This window comes from Microbacterium sp. AC035 (assembly GCF_979258485.1).
In genome coordinates, this window is sequence record NZ_OZ409858.1 from 312,233 (window position 1) to 324,756 (window position 12,524).

Annotated in this window: 16 protein-coding genes; 9 read left to right on the forward strand and 7 right to left on the reverse strand. The window is 68.8% G+C overall.

Annotated elements, in window-relative coordinates:
• The first annotated feature begins 62 nt into the window (after nucleotides 1-62).
• The 3 genes from dapE (at nucleotide 63) to ACZ0AA_RS01455 (ending at nucleotide 2,605) form a co-directional block, all read left to right on the forward strand.
• Nucleotides 63-1,136, forward strand: coding sequence for a succinyl-diaminopimelate desuccinylase (dapE, locus tag ACZ0AA_RS01445; RefSeq protein WP_400861278.1), 1,074 nt, complete (start codon nucleotides 63-65; stop codon nucleotides 1,134-1,136).
• Complete coding sequence (locus ACZ0AA_RS01450) at nucleotides 1,118-2,335, forward strand: hypothetical protein (RefSeq protein ID WP_463511938.1); 1,218 nt, start codon at nucleotides 1,118-1,120, stop codon at nucleotides 2,333-2,335. Before dapE ends, ACZ0AA_RS01450 begins: the two co-directional genes overlap by 19 nt.
• Nucleotides 2,336-2,431: 96 nt before the next feature.
• Nucleotides 2,432-2,605, forward strand: a complete 174-nt coding sequence (locus tag ACZ0AA_RS01455; RefSeq protein WP_079112537.1) for a DUF3117 domain-containing protein — start codon at nucleotides 2,432-2,434, stop codon at nucleotides 2,603-2,605.
• A 90-nt stretch (nucleotides 2,606-2,695) separates the two neighbouring features.
• On the opposite strand, the gene ACZ0AA_RS01460 is transcribed toward ACZ0AA_RS01455, so the two are convergent.
• Nucleotides 2,696-3,331 (reverse strand): O-methyltransferase, encoded by a 636-nt coding sequence (locus ACZ0AA_RS01460; RefSeq protein ID WP_463511939.1) that lies wholly within the window; start codon nucleotides 3,329-3,331, stop codon nucleotides 2,696-2,698.
• An 89-nt stretch (nucleotides 3,332-3,420) separates the two neighbouring features.
• Between ACZ0AA_RS01460 and ACZ0AA_RS01465 the strand changes: the two genes are divergently transcribed.
• Both ACZ0AA_RS01465 and ACZ0AA_RS01470 read left to right on the forward strand, forming a co-directional pair.
• A complete protein-coding gene (locus ACZ0AA_RS01465; RefSeq protein WP_400861271.1) occupies nucleotides 3,421-3,807 on the forward strand; it encodes a Sec-independent protein translocase family protein in 387 nt (128 codons plus the stop codon).
• A 41-nt stretch (nucleotides 3,808-3,848) separates the two neighbouring features.
• Entirely contained in the window at nucleotides 3,849-4,421 is a 573-nt protein-coding gene (locus ACZ0AA_RS01470) for a hypothetical protein (RefSeq protein WP_463511940.1), read from the forward strand.
• Nucleotides 4,422-4,427: 6 nt separating this feature from the next.
• Here the strand turns inward: ACZ0AA_RS01470 and ACZ0AA_RS01475 are convergent, their stop codons facing one another.
• The 4 genes from ACZ0AA_RS01475 to ACZ0AA_RS01490 are packed head-to-tail and all read right to left on the reverse strand — an operon-like array spanning nucleotide 4,428 to nucleotide 7,828.
• Nucleotides 4,428-4,901 carry a YcxB family protein gene (locus ACZ0AA_RS01475; protein ID WP_463511941.1) on the reverse strand — a complete coding sequence of 158 codons (474 nt, stop codon included), beginning with the start codon at nucleotides 4,899-4,901 and terminating at the stop codon, nucleotides 4,428-4,430.
• Between the two features lie 7 nt (nucleotides 4,902-4,908).
• A complete protein-coding gene (locus tag ACZ0AA_RS01480; protein WP_400861264.1) occupies nucleotides 4,909-6,027 on the reverse strand; it encodes an Mrp/NBP35 family ATP-binding protein in 1,119 nt (372 codons plus the stop codon).
• Complete coding sequence (locus tag ACZ0AA_RS01485) at nucleotides 6,024-6,563, reverse strand: DUF1003 domain-containing protein (protein ID WP_400861263.1); 540 nt, start codon at nucleotides 6,561-6,563, stop codon at nucleotides 6,024-6,026. Before ACZ0AA_RS01485 ends, ACZ0AA_RS01480 begins: the two co-directional genes overlap by 4 nt.
• Nucleotides 6,563-7,828, reverse strand: a complete 1,266-nt coding sequence (locus ACZ0AA_RS01490; RefSeq protein WP_463511942.1) for a magnesium transporter MgtE N-terminal domain-containing protein — start codon at nucleotides 7,826-7,828, stop codon at nucleotides 6,563-6,565. The genes ACZ0AA_RS01485 and ACZ0AA_RS01490 overlap by 1 nt, the downstream gene beginning before the upstream one ends.
• A 100-nt stretch (nucleotides 7,829-7,928) precedes the next feature.
• Between ACZ0AA_RS01490 and ACZ0AA_RS01495 the strand changes: the two genes are divergently transcribed.
• From ACZ0AA_RS01495 to ACZ0AA_RS01510, 4 genes are all read left to right on the forward strand, one after another.
• Nucleotides 7,929-8,681 carry a YflT domain-containing protein gene (locus ACZ0AA_RS01495; RefSeq protein WP_463511943.1) on the forward strand — a complete coding sequence of 251 codons (753 nt, stop codon included), beginning with the start codon at nucleotides 7,929-7,931 and terminating at the stop codon, nucleotides 8,679-8,681.
• 242 nt (nucleotides 8,682-8,923) lie between these two features.
• Nucleotides 8,924-9,379 carry a magnetosome magnetite crystal formation protein family gene (locus tag ACZ0AA_RS01500; protein ID WP_463511944.1) on the forward strand — a complete coding sequence of 152 codons (456 nt, stop codon included), beginning with the start codon at nucleotides 8,924-8,926 and terminating at the stop codon, nucleotides 9,377-9,379.
• A complete protein-coding gene (locus tag ACZ0AA_RS01505) occupies nucleotides 9,379-10,032 on the forward strand; it encodes an alpha/beta hydrolase family protein (RefSeq protein WP_463511945.1) in 654 nt (217 codons plus the stop codon). The genes ACZ0AA_RS01500 and ACZ0AA_RS01505 overlap by 1 nt, the downstream gene beginning before the upstream one ends.
• A complete protein-coding gene (locus ACZ0AA_RS01510) occupies nucleotides 10,029-10,190 on the forward strand; it encodes a hypothetical protein (protein WP_463511946.1) in 162 nt (53 codons plus the stop codon). Before ACZ0AA_RS01505 ends, ACZ0AA_RS01510 begins: the two co-directional genes overlap by 4 nt.
• Nucleotides 10,191-10,193: 3 nt before the next feature.
• On the opposite strand, the gene ACZ0AA_RS01515 is transcribed toward ACZ0AA_RS01510, so the two are convergent.
• Together ACZ0AA_RS01515 and ACZ0AA_RS01520 are read right to left on the reverse strand one after the other, a co-directional pair.
• A complete protein-coding gene (locus tag ACZ0AA_RS01515; protein ID WP_400861252.1) occupies nucleotides 10,194-11,087 on the reverse strand; it encodes a phosphotransferase in 894 nt (297 codons plus the stop codon).
• Nucleotides 11,088-11,096: 9 nt separating this feature from the next.
• Nucleotides 11,097-12,518, reverse strand: coding sequence for an aminopeptidase P family protein (locus ACZ0AA_RS01520; protein WP_400861250.1), 1,422 nt, complete (start codon nucleotides 12,516-12,518; stop codon nucleotides 11,097-11,099).
• Nucleotides 12,519-12,524 lie beyond the last annotated feature (6 nt).

Genomic DNA, 12,524 nt, shown 5'->3' on the forward strand with positions numbered 1-12,524 from the left:
TCCACGGTATCGCGACCAGGCGTGGACGATCGCACAGATGTCGGGGTAAGTAGGCTGGGTGCATGATGCTCGACCTGACAGCGTCCTCCGTCGACCTGACCCGTGCGATCTGCGACATCCCGAGTGTCTCGGGTGACGAGAAGACACTCGCGGACGCCATCGAGGAGGCGATCTCCGCCTACCCCCACCTCGAGGTGCTCCGACACGGAAATACGATCGTCGCCCGGACGAATCTGGGTCGTGCGCAGCGGGTCGCGATCGCCGGTCACATCGACACCGTGCCGATCAACGGCAACGTGCCGACGAAGGACCTCGAGATCGACGGTGTCGCCTACCTCTGGGGCCGGGGGACCGTCGACATGAAGAGCGGCACCGCGGTGCAGCTGAAGCTCGCCGCAGAGCTCACCGAGCCCTCGGTCGACATCACCTGGATGTGGTACGACAACGAGGAGGTCGAGGCGTCGAAGAACGGGCTCGCGCTTCTCGCCGCCGTTCGGCCGGACCTCTTCCAGGCCGACTTCGCGATCCTCGGCGAGCCGTCGAACGGCGAGGTCGAGGGTGGCTGCAACGGCACGATGCGCGCCATCGTGCGCACCACCGGCGTCCGCGCGCACGCCGCCCGCGCCTGGATCGGTGAGAACGCCATCCATCGGGCCGCCCCGATCCTCGCGCGTCTGGCCGAGTACCGTGCGAAAGAGATCGCTGTCGACGGCCTGCTCTATCGCGAGAGCATGAGCGCCGTCCGTATCACCGGAGGGGTCGCGGGCAACGTGATCCCCGATGCGTGCGAGGTCGAGGTGAACTACCGGTTCGCTCCGAGCAAATCGGCGGCGGATGCGGAAGCGCACATCCGCAACCTGCTGGCCGGCTTCGACGTCGAGATCACCGATGCCGCCGAAGGCGCGCGACCCGGTCTCGATGCGCCGATCGCCCGGGACTTCGTGGCTGCCGTCGGCGCCGAACCGCGGCCGAAGTACGGCTGGACGGATGTCGCGCGCTTCTCGGCCCTCGGCATCCCCGCAGTGAACTACGGACCGGGAGACCCGCACCTCGCCCACCATGACGAGGAGCGCGTTCCGCTCGCGCAGATCGACGCCGTCGAGCGAGGACTGCGCGCATGGCTCAGTTCGCGCTGACCGCGACCCGTCGATGGGCGGGTGCGCCACTGGCGCTGCGGATCGCCCTGATCTACCTCGCGGCGCGCGCCGTGACGACTGCGATGATGATCGTGGCGGCGACGCAGTCGACGTCTCTGTCGAGGTTCGGGGCCGAGCCGGGGCTCGCCGACTTCATCGTCGGCTGGGACGCGCAGTGGTACTGGCTCGTCGCCGAAGAGGGGTATCCCTCATCCCTTCCCCTCACCGAGTCCGGTGAGGTCGCCGAGAACGCCTGGGCGTTCATGCCGGTGTTCGCTTTCGCCGCCAAGGCGGTCGGGTTCGTCTTCAGTTCGTGGGGGATGGGCGCGTTCCTGCTGTCCTTCGTCGCCGGCTACTTCGCATGTCTGGCCCTGCACCGATTGCTGCACGACCGCATCGGCGCGCGGGCGGCGATGTGGGCGGTGGTGTTCTTCGCCTCGGGGCCGATCGCCGCGATGTTCCAGGTCGGATACGCCGAGACGCTGTTCCTCCTCCTGCTGTTTCTCGCGCTCGATGCCACGGTGCGCCGGAACTACGTCTGGCTGTATCTCCTCATCCCCGTCATGGCCTTCACCAGGCCGGGGATACTCGCGTTCGCCCTCTATCTCGGTCTGCACGGCATCCTCCGCTGGTGGTACCGCAGAGATGACCCCCTCGTGCCGCAGGAGATCGTGCACATCGTGGCGCTCGGCGCGCTCGCCACCGTCGCGGGCTTCTCGTGGCAGGTCATCGCGGGCATCGTCACCGGGGACCCGGGTGCGTATCTCGCGACCGAGCTCGCGTGGCGCCGGAACTGGCTCGTCGGCGGAGTCGACGGGTTCGTGCCTTTCGAGGGCTGGATCCAGGCGTCCCAGTTCTGGTTCGCCCAGTGGGGACTCCCCGGCGGGTGGGGTCCGGTCGCCCTCGCCCTCCTCGTCGTGGCGGCCGGTGCCGCTCTGCTCTACCTGCCTCAGGTGCGTGCGCTCGGTCCCGACCTGAGGCTCTGGAGTGCGAGCTACCTGCTCTACCTGCTCGCCGTCTTCTTCCCGCAGTCGAGCACGTTCCGGCTGCTCCTGCCGTTGAGTCCTGCCTGGGGAGCGCTCGCCGTGCCGCGCTCGCGCGTGTGGCGGCTCGGGGTTCTGGCGGTCTGCCTGCTGGGTCAGTGGCTCTGGATTTACCACATTTACGCGCTCGGGAACACGTTCTGGCAGGTGCCGTGAATGTTAAGGCTTGATGCATTTCTTCATAGGGGACATCCAGGTTCCGGTAACACCCGATAAACTGATCGCATACCACCGGAGGAAAAGGAGCCCACGATGGCAGCGATGAAGCCGAGGACCGGAGACGGACCCATGGAGGCCGTAAAAGAAGGACGACTCATCATCGTGCGCGTCCCGCTCGAGGGAGGCGGCCGTCTGGTCGTCTCCGTGAACGACGCAGAGGCGAAGGAACTGCACGACGTGCTGGCAGCCGTCGTGAAGCCCGCCTGAGAGAACTCGAATTCGCGCACGCGGATTCACGAAGAGGGCGACGGATCATCGATCCGTCGCCCTCTTCCGTCTGTATGGAGTGGAGGAGGCTCAGGCCTCGCCGACACTGATCAGCTGGAGCAGACCTTCACCGGAAGCCGAGACGGTCGCGAGTACGGCGGACGACTCCTGGGTCTCCTGCACGAGAGAGCGGTAGGCCGAGGTCACCTCGTCGCGCTGCACCGGGTCGGCCACGCGGCCGCCGCTGAGAACGCGGGGGACCAGGACCATTCCGCCGGTCCGCACCAATCGCAGCCCGTGCTCGACGTAGTCGATGACGTTCTCGGGGTCGGCATCGACGAGCACGATGTCATACGACGCCTCGTTCATGCGGGGCAGCACGTCGGCGGCGCGACCAGTGATGAAACGAGCCTTCGTCGCGGGGACTCGAGCCTCTGCGAACGCCTGCCGAGCCGCGGCCAGATGCTCGGGTTCGTTGTCGATCGAGGTCAGCACGGCCTGCGGGGCGCCTCGCAGCAGCCAGAGGCCCGAGACGCCGGCCCCGGTGCCGATCTCGACGATCGACCTGGCACCTGTCGCGGCGGCCAGCACGGCGATCTGCGAGCCGACGGCCGCGCTGATCGGCGACGCGCCGAGTTCGATGGCGTGCGCACGCGCGCGGGCGATCGGCGAAGGCTCCACGATCGACTCGCGGATGAAACGTGCGTTCGCATCGTTCTCGCTCATTGCCTGATTCTCCCGACTGAGATATGTGTTCTCCCAGCGTATGCGGTCGGTGCGCGGCACAACGGCAGGCGCGGCGGTAGCCTGGACACATGCAGTTCGGGATCACCTTCGAGAAGCTGCTGCTCATCGGTCTGATCGCTGCGCTGCTCATCGGACCGGAGCGGCTGCCCCGCTACGCCGAGAGCGTCGCGAAGCTCGCTCGGCGTGCCGGCGAGTTCCTCCGCGACACCAAATCACGCGTCCGCGACGAGATGGGTCCCGACATCGACGACGTCGACTGGCGCAAGCTCGATCCTCGGCAGTACGACCCCAGACGCATCATCCGTGACGCGCTCTTCGAAGACGATGCGGCGCCCGGGCCCGCGAGGGCGGACGCGGTCGTCGCAGAGCCTTCGGTGAAGCCCGTGCGGACGCCGAGGGTGCGACCGGAGTTCTCCGTCGCGAGTCCGCCGCCGTTCGATCCCGAAGCCACGTGACGCGAACGGTCGACCCGAGTCGGCTCCGAAGCAGAGACCGGATGGCATTCGTCGTCGCTGCGATCTGCGCCCTGACAGGAATCCTCGTCTGGACCCTGTGGGTGATGCCGATCGTGCGGTCGATCGAGGCCGCCGAGGACGCGCCGATCGGGACGACGATGACCGTAGACCTCGACGCCGGATCGCGAGTGGGCATCTGGACCAGTGGGATCTCCGCCACGCTCGGCACCATGGACTGCACCGTCATCGGGCCGGACGGCGGCGAGCGTCCTCAGCGGGGCGCATCCGCGGTGAGCTGGGACGATGTGCTCTGGTGGATGACGCCGCGGCCGGGGTTCGTGCAGTCCGCCCAGTTCACCGCGGTCGAGGCAGGCGCCCACCTGGTGGACTGCCGGGATTCGCTCGACACGTACGACGGTCTGTTCCTCGTCGCCGGGGACTCGATCGGCGAGGGCAGCATCGGGCTCGGCCGCACCGGCGGCAACGACTTCGCGGTGGGGACTCTGCTCGCTCTCGGAGCGGTGATGAGCCCGCCTCTCGCGGTGGCCCTTCCCCTGGTGATCCTGCTGAGGCGCCTGATCACCCGCCGTGCGCCGAAGCCGTCTCCGGCCTGATCGAGGTCAGCCGATCCTGGACCGCAGCGTCACGATGTCGTCGTCGGACAGCAGCGCACGCGGGATCGCCGTGACCGCGGACGCCCCTCGAAGTCTGAGGAGCACGGCATGTCTCCCGGCACGCACGCTCTGGAAGGTGGTGTATGCGATGTCCGACGATCGACTGCCGGTGCCGACGTGCAGAGAGCTGTCGCCGAGTCGAATCCACACGGCGCTGCCCGGAGGGTTCGCGGCCCGCACCGCGCGTCTGGCGCCGGCGACCGTCATCACGACCGCGTAGACCATGAGGGCGATGCTCGCGACGGGCAGCAGACCCGACGGCCCCTGCGCACCGCCCGTGGCGGTGAGATTGAGGATGCTGACGACGAATGCCGCGACGAGGGCGACCCACATCACGATCGCCGCGGGGCGGGTGAGGGCGTAGATCGCGGCGTCGCGCGCCATGCCTCGCAGCAGCTTCTCGTCGACGGGGAGAGCCACGATCGTGTCAGCCCAGGGTCATCGGGAGCGAACGGCCGGCGAGACCGCGACCCTGGGTGGCGAGGGAGCCCGCGAGTTCGCGGATGGCGACGGCTGCCGCGTCCCCGGGGTCTCTGAGCACCACCGGCACCCCTTCGTCACCGCCCGCCCGGAGCGCGGGACTGAGGGGGATCGATGCGAGCAAGGGCACGGGTTGTGTCTCCGACAGTGCGCTGGCCACGGCGGCGCCGCCCCCTGAACCGAACAGATCGACCACGGTGCCGTCCGGAAGGGTGAGGGCGCCCATGTTCTCGACCACTCCGATCACGCGCTGACCGGTCTGGCGGGCGACCAGCCCGCTGCGGATCGCCACATCGGACGCTGCCGCCTGCGGCGTCGTGACGACCAGCACCTCGGCGTGGGGCAGCAGCTGCCCGATCGAGATGGCGATGTCGCCTGTGCCCGGAGGCATGTCGATCAGAAGGATGTCGAGATCGCCGAAGAACACGTCTGTCAGGAACTGCTGCACCGTGCGGTGCAGCATCGGGCCACGCCAGGCCACCACCGCCTCGCCGTCACGGAGGAACATCCCGATCGAGATGGTCTTCACGCCATGGGCGACGGGCGGAAGCATGAGGTCGTCGATGCGCGTGGGCTGTGTTCCCGCAGGGATGCCGAGGAGTCCCGGGATCGAGAAGCCGTGCACATCGGCGTCGACGAGGCCGACCGAGAGTCCCTGAGCAGCCAGCGCGACCGCGAGGTTCGCTGTCACGGTGGACTTGCCCACGCCGCCCTTGCCGCTCGAGACGAGGATCACCCGTGTGAGCGAGTCCGGCCCGAAGGGCATCTGGCGAGCAGGCCGCCCGTCACGCAGCTTCTCGGTGAGCGCCTTGCGTTCGGACGGCGTCATCACGCCGACCTCCACCTCCACCTCCGCGATGCCCGGCACCGCGGCGGCGGCGGCGCGGACATCGGATTCGATGCGAGCCGCTGCAGGACAACCGACGATCGTGAGCACGATCGCCACGTGCGCGTGTGCTCCCTCGACGCTGATCTCCCTGACCATGTCGAGGTCGCCGATGGGTCTGCGCAGCTCGGGGTCGGTGACGCCGGCGACGGCCGCTCGGACGGACTCGGCAGAGCTCATGATGATGCGGAGCGGCCGCGGGGGCGTCGCTCGGCCGTCTCGTCATCATGCTCGCCGAGCTCGGCGAGCAGGGACTTGAGCTCCTGGCGGAGCACATCGCGGGTCACGACCTGGTTGTTGCGCTCCTCGAGCGACATCCGCAGCGCGACGATCTCTCGAGCGAGGTATTCGGTGTCGGCGAGGTTGCGCTCGGCGCGTTGGCGATCCTGCTCGATCTGCACGCGGTCGCGGTCGTCCTGGCGGTTCTGTGCGAGGAGGATCAGAGGTGCCGCGTATGACGCCTGCAGAGAGAGCATGAGGGTGAGAGCCGTGAAGCCGAGCGCGGCGTCATCGAAGCGCAGGTGATCGGGCAGTAGAGTGTTCCAGCAGATCCAGAGCACGCAGAACAGAGTGAGGATGAGCAGGAACGCCGGGGTGCCCATGGCGCGCGCGACCCACTCGGTGAAACGGCCGAAGCGGTCGCGCGACGTCGGCCGCTGCCGTGGGGTGCCGCGCCCCAGCGGAGCGTCGAGCCGAGGCGAACGGGAGCGGGGCATCAGCGCACCTCCTTGGGGACCGCCGGCTCGTCGCTGTCATGCGTCCGCCAGTCGTCGGGCAGCAGATAGTCGAGGACGTCGTCGATGCTGATCGCGCCGACGAGACGATGCGCGGCGTCGATCACCGGAAGCGAGACCAGGTCGTAGCTCGCGAGCATCCTGGCCACCTCGGCCGCAGATGCGGTGACCCGCACGGGCTCGAGACTGTCATCCATGATCGCGCCGAGACGCTCGTGCGGCGGGTAGCGCAGCATCCTCTGGAAGTGCACCATCCCGAGCAGTCTGCCTGTCGGCGTCTCGAAGGGCGGCAGAGTCACGAACACGGCTGCGGCGAGGGCGGGGTGCAGTTCGTGACGCCGGATGAGAGCCAGCGCCTCCGCCACCGTCGCGTCGGCGGAGAGGATGATCGGCTCGGGAGTCATGAGACCACCCGCCGTGTCGGGGCCGTAGCGCAGGAGCATCCTGACGTCCTCGGCCTCCTCCGGCTCCATCAGCTCGAGAAGCTGCTCGAGACGATTGGGCGGCAGCTGAGCGAGGAGGTCGGCGGCGTCGTCCGGCTCCATCTGGTCGAGGATGTCGGCGGCTCGCTCGTCGCCGAGGCGATCGAGGATGTGCACCTGGTCGTCCTCCGGCATCTCTTCCAGAGCATCGGCGAGACGATCGTCGGAGAGTTCCTCGGCGACCTCGATCATGCGCTGCTGCGGCAGATCGAGCAGGGTGTTCGCGAGGTCGGCGGCGTGAAGCTCGGAGTAGGAGGCGACCAGCTGCTCGGCGGATTGCGACTCACCGGGCGAGTGCTGCTCGGCGACCTCGCTCCAGGCGGCGAAGGTCGTCGGGCCCTTGGCGAACGGCGACGCGCTGGTCTTCGGGCGGCGGAGGAAGAGCTGGCTGACGGCCCATTCGCCCAGACGGTTCGGCTCGATGGCGACGTCTTCGATGACTGCCGTGCCGGTGCCGTCGACGAGGCTGACTCGGCGACCGAGGAGCTCGGCGAGCACCCGTACCTCGCCGGCACGCGGCGAGAAGCGGCGCACGTTGATGAGCCCGGTGCTGATCACCTGGCCTGCACGGATCGACGTCACCCGGCCTATCGACAGGAAGACCTGTCGCCGCCCGGGGATCTCGACGACGAGTCCGATGACACGCGGAGCAGCCGTACTTCGGTACACGATGACGACATCTCGGACTTTGCCGAGCCGGTCGCCCACGGGATCGAAGACGGCGCAACCTGCCAGGCGCGCGGCGAATACCCGTTGTGTGCTCACCCGTCCAGCGTAGTGCGCGGTGTCCTCCCGTGGCCCCCGGCGGGGCTGCCGCACGACACACTCCCGGCCCTGTCACCACAAGGCATGGAACAATGGCGGGATGAGCATGCTGAACCGTCCAGCTGACAGCCGCGATGAGGGCGAGATCGTCGCCTCCACCCGCGATTACGAAGGCGCCCAGAAGACGGTGTCGAAACTGATCGCCCAGGAGGTGCCGGCCCGAGACATCGCGATCATCGGGCAGAGCGTCCGGACGGTCGAGCGCATCACCGGACGCCTCGGCTATGCGGCCGCAGCACGGTCGGGAGCGATCAACGGAGTGCTCATCGGCCTGTTCCTCTCCGCGATCCTCGTGATCGGCAACCCGGAGGTGCCGATCCAGCTCTTCGTCGGGTTCGTCTTCATCGGCGTCGCGCTCGGCATGCTCCTCAGCCTCGTCACGTATGCGATCGTGCGCCGACGCCGCGATTTCGCGAGCGTCACGCAGTTCGCCGCCGACCACTACGAGGTTCGGGTGCAGTCCACCTCGCTCGCGAAGGCGCGTCTGGCTCTCGGCGCGGCGAAGCCCTCCCCGGTGCGCGCTCCGGTCGACCTCGACGAGCCGCCGCGGTACGGTGAGCGCATCGCTCCCGGTGGACAGCCGGCCCCGGCGCCTGCACCTCCGGTGACGCCTCCCGTCTCGCCTGAGGACCCCACTCCCGAAGCCGGGCCCACCCCGCCGCTCGGTGGCCCGGAGGCCGCTCCCGAGGAGCCGACCGTTCCGCCCCGCCCCGCAGATCCGACTGCACCTCCGATCGATACGCCCGACCCCGGCAAGCCCGGACTTCCGCCCACCTCTGCGGGAACCGTCTGATGTCCGACGCTCAGAACGAGACCGGCTCCGCGGCGACACCCGGACACCCTCCGGTTCCTCCGGCCCCGCCCGCGCCGCCTTCCCACGGAGCGGTGCCGCCGGCGCCCTCGTACGGTTACACGCCGCCACAGGCTCCGGGGTACGCACAGCATCCGGCGCCACAGTCACCGGGATACGTCCCTCCCATCGCTCCCGGTCAGGCGTCGGCACCACAGCAGCCCGTCGGATACGCCCCGCCGCAGATGCCTCCCGCGCAGGGGTATCCGGCGCAGGGCTACCCCGCGGGTGCCTATCCCGCAGCTGTGCCGCCCCGCGGCCTGCTCCCGTGGGCTCTCGGCCTCCTGATCCTGATCCCGTTCCCCTTCGTGGGCGGACTCGCATCAGGGATCGCGATGGCGGTCAGCGGCGGAGCGTCGCGTCGCTTCGGCGGTGTGGCCAGCGAGAACGCTCGGGCGGCCGCGAACTGGGGCCTCACCTACCTGCTCGTGTCGACGGTGCTGCTCATCTCGCATTTCGTGATCCTCTTCTCGCTCACAGCCGACTCTCCGTCGAGCGGGTTCTATCCCATCGGCATTCCGATCACGATCTACTTCGCTCTGTCGGTGCTGCACCTCGTTCTCGTGATCGTGGGCATGGTGAAGGCGTCGAGCGGCAAGGTCGTGCGCATACCGTTCGCGATTCCCTACCTGCGCGCCTGATGGTCGAGATCCACGTCGATCTGCCCGCCGGACCGACGGTCGTCTCCGCAGACTGGTCGGCAGGAGACAGCGGATCGACCGTGATCATCGCGCACGGCGCGGGCACCGGCAAGGACCACCCCTTCCTCACGGGCTTCGCCGAGGAACTCGCCTCTCGCGGACATGCCACGCTGCGCTTCAACTTCCCCTACGTCGAGCAGGGACGCAGGATGCCGGGGCCGGCGTCGCATGCGATCGCAACCTGGAAAGCGGTCGTCGCCTTCGCGCGCGAGCGGAACCCGGACGACGCGATCTGGGCGACCGGCAAGTCGTACGGCGGACGCATGGCGTCCATGGCCGTCGCGGAGGGACTCTCCGTCGACGGTCTCGCGTACCTCGGGTACCCGCTGCACGCGCCGGGCAAGCCGGAGAAGCCGCGCGCCGAGCACCTGCCGGCCATCGGCGTTCCGCAGCTGTTCATCGAAGGGACGAACGATCCGTTCATCCAGCCCGTGACGCAGTTCGAAGAGGTCGTGGCGACCTGCCGGAACGCGCGCGTCATCTGGATCGAGGGCGGCGGACACACCTTCGAGGTCAAGGGGCGCAAGCGCCCTGCGTCCGAGATCGGAGCGTCGCTCGCGCCGTTCGTCGCGGAGTTCGTGCAGCAGTCATGAAGGGCCTGCACCACGTCGAGGTCTGGGTGCCTGACATCGATGAGGCCTCGGGCAGCTGGGGGTGGCTGTTCGAACGGCTGGGGCTCGACCTCACGGCCGGGTGGGTCGAGAACGAGCAGGGATTCAAGGTCGAGATCGTCGCGGATCCGCCCGCGTAGCCATCACCCGAGCGCCGTGAGCTCAGCGTCGTCGAGCAGTCGATGCACGGTCGAGAGACCGAGGGTGCTCATCGCAGGATTCGAGGCCTCGTAGTACCAGCCGAGACCCATCGCCTGCTGCAGTGCCCATCCGGCACCGCGCAGCCACTCGACATCCGACGCGCCGACCTGCTCGCGCACTGCGCGTCGGCGGGGCGCGTCGAACAGGTGCCAGGCGGCGACCAGGTCGAGGGCGCGATCCGCAGGGCCGAATCCGCCTCCGTCGAGGACGCCCACAAGGTGATCGCCCCTGACCAGCAGGTTGAACGGGGTGAGATCGCGATGGCTCATCACATCCGGGCCGGAGCGCGGCAGGTCGCGCAGGGCTCCCCAGAGCCGCTCCACGCGAGCGGCATCGATCAGATGGGAGCTTCTGCGGACGCAGAGTCCGACCCACTCATCATGATCGGCGAGGACGCCGCCACGACCCTGGCCGTCGAACTCGCGACCGCGCGCATCCGCGGCCCGCAGCGACGCGATCAGCGTGGCGACGTCGAGTGCCAGACGGTCGGATGTCGCGTGGAGAGCATGGCCCGCCGTCTCGCCAGGCACCCAGGTCTGCACCGACCATGCCGAGGGATACGCCGACGTCGCCGCACCGACACCGAGAGGACGAGGCGATGGCACGGCGCAGACATCTGCGAGTTCTCCCATCGCCGCAGCCTCGGCGGCGAGTACCTCAGCCGACTCCGCGACGAGGGGGAACCGTGCCGCGATATCGTCGCCGATCCGGATGATCGTGTTGACGGTCCCTGCGGTGCCGACCCGCTCGATGGGCATGTGCGCGAACTCGGGGAACCGCTGCGCGATCAGTCGCGCAGCGGTCTCCTCGGTGAGTTCGAGCTCGCCCTCGTGCATGCAGCGGGCTCAGCTCTGGACGCGCGCGATCCAGGCTTCGACCTCGTCGGCGGTGCGGGGGATGTCGGCGGACAGATTGACCGGGCCGTCCTGGGTCATCAGGATGTCGTCCTCGATGCGCACCCCGATGCCGCGGTACTCCGCGGGCACCGTGAGGTCGTCGATCTGGAAATAGAGGCCGGGCTCGATCGTGAACACCATGCCCGGGGCGAGGATGCCGTCGTAGTACATCTCGCGCCGCGCCTGAGCGCAGTCGTGCACATCGATGCCCAGATGGTGCGATGTGCCGTGCACCATGTAACGACGGTGCTGTCCACCGGCGTCTGCATCCAGCGCCTCGTCGGCGGTGACCGGCAGCAGACCCCATTCGGCGACGCGTGCGGCGATGACGCGCATGGCGGCCTCGTGCACCTCGCGGAAGCGCACTCCGATTCGAGCTGCGGCGAAGGCGGCGTCGGCGGCCTCGCGGACGGTCTCGTAGACGCGGCGCTGCACCTCGGTGAAGGTGCCGGAGACAGGCAGCGTGCGGGTGATGTCGGCGGTGTACAGGCTGTCGGCCTCGACACCGGCATCCACCAGGATCAGGTCGCCGGGAACGACTGTTCCGTCGTTGCGGGTCCAGTGCAGGTAGCACGCGTGCGGACCGGACGCCGCGATCGTGTCGTAGCCCTCGCCGTTGCCGTCTTCGCGTGCGCGGCGATGGAAGACGCCCTCGACGACCCGCTCGCCTCGAGCGTGCGCGATCGCCTCCGGAAGCGAGCGGATGACGTCCTCGAAGCCCTGTGCGGTGATGTCGACGGCACGGCGCATCTCGGCGATCTCGTACTCGTCCTTGACGAGTCGGAGCTCCGAGACGAACCGCGTGAGGTCGTCGTCCTCCTCGAGGACCAGCTCGCCCTCGGTGCTCGAGAACTCTGCGAGGTGCTCGGTCGCGACATCGAGGTCTGCGGCGACCCCGGCGAGCGAGGGGCGGGGGCCGATCCAGAACTCGCCGACGGTGGCATCCGCGTAGAACTCCGTCGTGGTGCGGTCTGCGCGCTCGCGGAAGTACAGGGTGACGTCGTGGCCGGCGTCGGTCGGATCGAACACGAGGATCGAGTCGGGCTCGGCGTCCGATGCCCACCCGGTGAGGTGTGCGAAGGCCGAATGCGCGCGGTACGGGTAGTCCGTGTCATTGCTGCGCTGCTTGAGCGAGCCGGCCGGAATGACCAGACGCTTGCCGGGGAAGGCGGCAGAGACGGCGGCGCGGCGCACGGCGGCGAACGGCGCCTGCGCGCGGGGCGCGGGGATCGACTCGGGGCGTTCGGCCCATCCGGTCGAGATCGTGTCGAGGAATCCGCGCGGGAAGGGCTGCTTCCGGTTCGTGGTGGTGGCTTCGACGGGAGTCTCGGTCGTCGGCTCTGCGATCGTGTCGCGTTCTGCGGTGCTCATCCCTCC

What these genes read in the sequence shown, in the direction of transcription:
- ACZ0AA_RS01500 (WP_463511944.1), top strand. Translation starts at nt 8,924, where the DNA reads ATGCCTCCCGCGCAGGGGTATCCGGCGCAGGGCTACCCCGCGGGTGCC.
- ACZ0AA_RS01455 (WP_079112537.1), top strand. Translation starts at nt 2,432, where the DNA reads ATGGCAGCGATGAAGCCGAGGACCGGAGACGGACCCATGGAGGCCGTA.
- ACZ0AA_RS01520 (WP_400861250.1), bottom strand. Translation starts at nt 12,518, where the DNA reads ATGAGCACCGCAGAACGCGACACGATCGCAGAGCCGACGACCGAGACT.
- ACZ0AA_RS01450 (WP_463511938.1), top strand. Translation starts at nt 1,118, where the DNA reads ATGGCTCAGTTCGCGCTGACCGCGACCCGTCGATGGGCGGGTGCGCCA.
- ACZ0AA_RS01465 (WP_400861271.1), top strand. Translation starts at nt 3,421, where the DNA reads ATGCAGTTCGGGATCACCTTCGAGAAGCTGCTGCTCATCGGTCTGATC.
- ACZ0AA_RS01480 (WP_400861264.1), bottom strand. Translation starts at nt 6,027, where the DNA reads ATGAGCTCTGCCGAGTCCGTCCGAGCGGCCGTCGCCGGCGTCACCGAC.
- ACZ0AA_RS01495 (WP_463511943.1), top strand. Translation starts at nt 7,929, where the DNA reads ATGAGCATGCTGAACCGTCCAGCTGACAGCCGCGATGAGGGCGAGATC.
- dapE (WP_400861278.1), top strand. Translation starts at nt 63, where the DNA reads ATGATGCTCGACCTGACAGCGTCCTCCGTCGACCTGACCCGTGCGATC.
- ACZ0AA_RS01505 (WP_463511945.1), top strand. Translation starts at nt 9,379, where the DNA reads ATGGTCGAGATCCACGTCGATCTGCCCGCCGGACCGACGGTCGTCTCC.
- ACZ0AA_RS01510 (WP_463511946.1), top strand. Translation starts at nt 10,029, where the DNA reads ATGAAGGGCCTGCACCACGTCGAGGTCTGGGTGCCTGACATCGATGAG.
- ACZ0AA_RS01460 (WP_463511939.1), bottom strand. Translation starts at nt 3,331, where the DNA reads ATGAGCGAGAACGATGCGAACGCACGTTTCATCCGCGAGTCGATCGTG.
- ACZ0AA_RS01470 (WP_463511940.1), top strand. Translation starts at nt 3,849, where the DNA reads ATGGCATTCGTCGTCGCTGCGATCTGCGCCCTGACAGGAATCCTCGTC.
- ACZ0AA_RS01485 (WP_400861263.1), bottom strand. Translation starts at nt 6,563, where the DNA reads ATGCCCCGCTCCCGTTCGCCTCGGCTCGACGCTCCGCTGGGGCGCGGC.
- ACZ0AA_RS01515 (WP_400861252.1), bottom strand. Translation starts at nt 11,087, where the DNA reads ATGCACGAGGGCGAGCTCGAACTCACCGAGGAGACCGCTGCGCGACTG.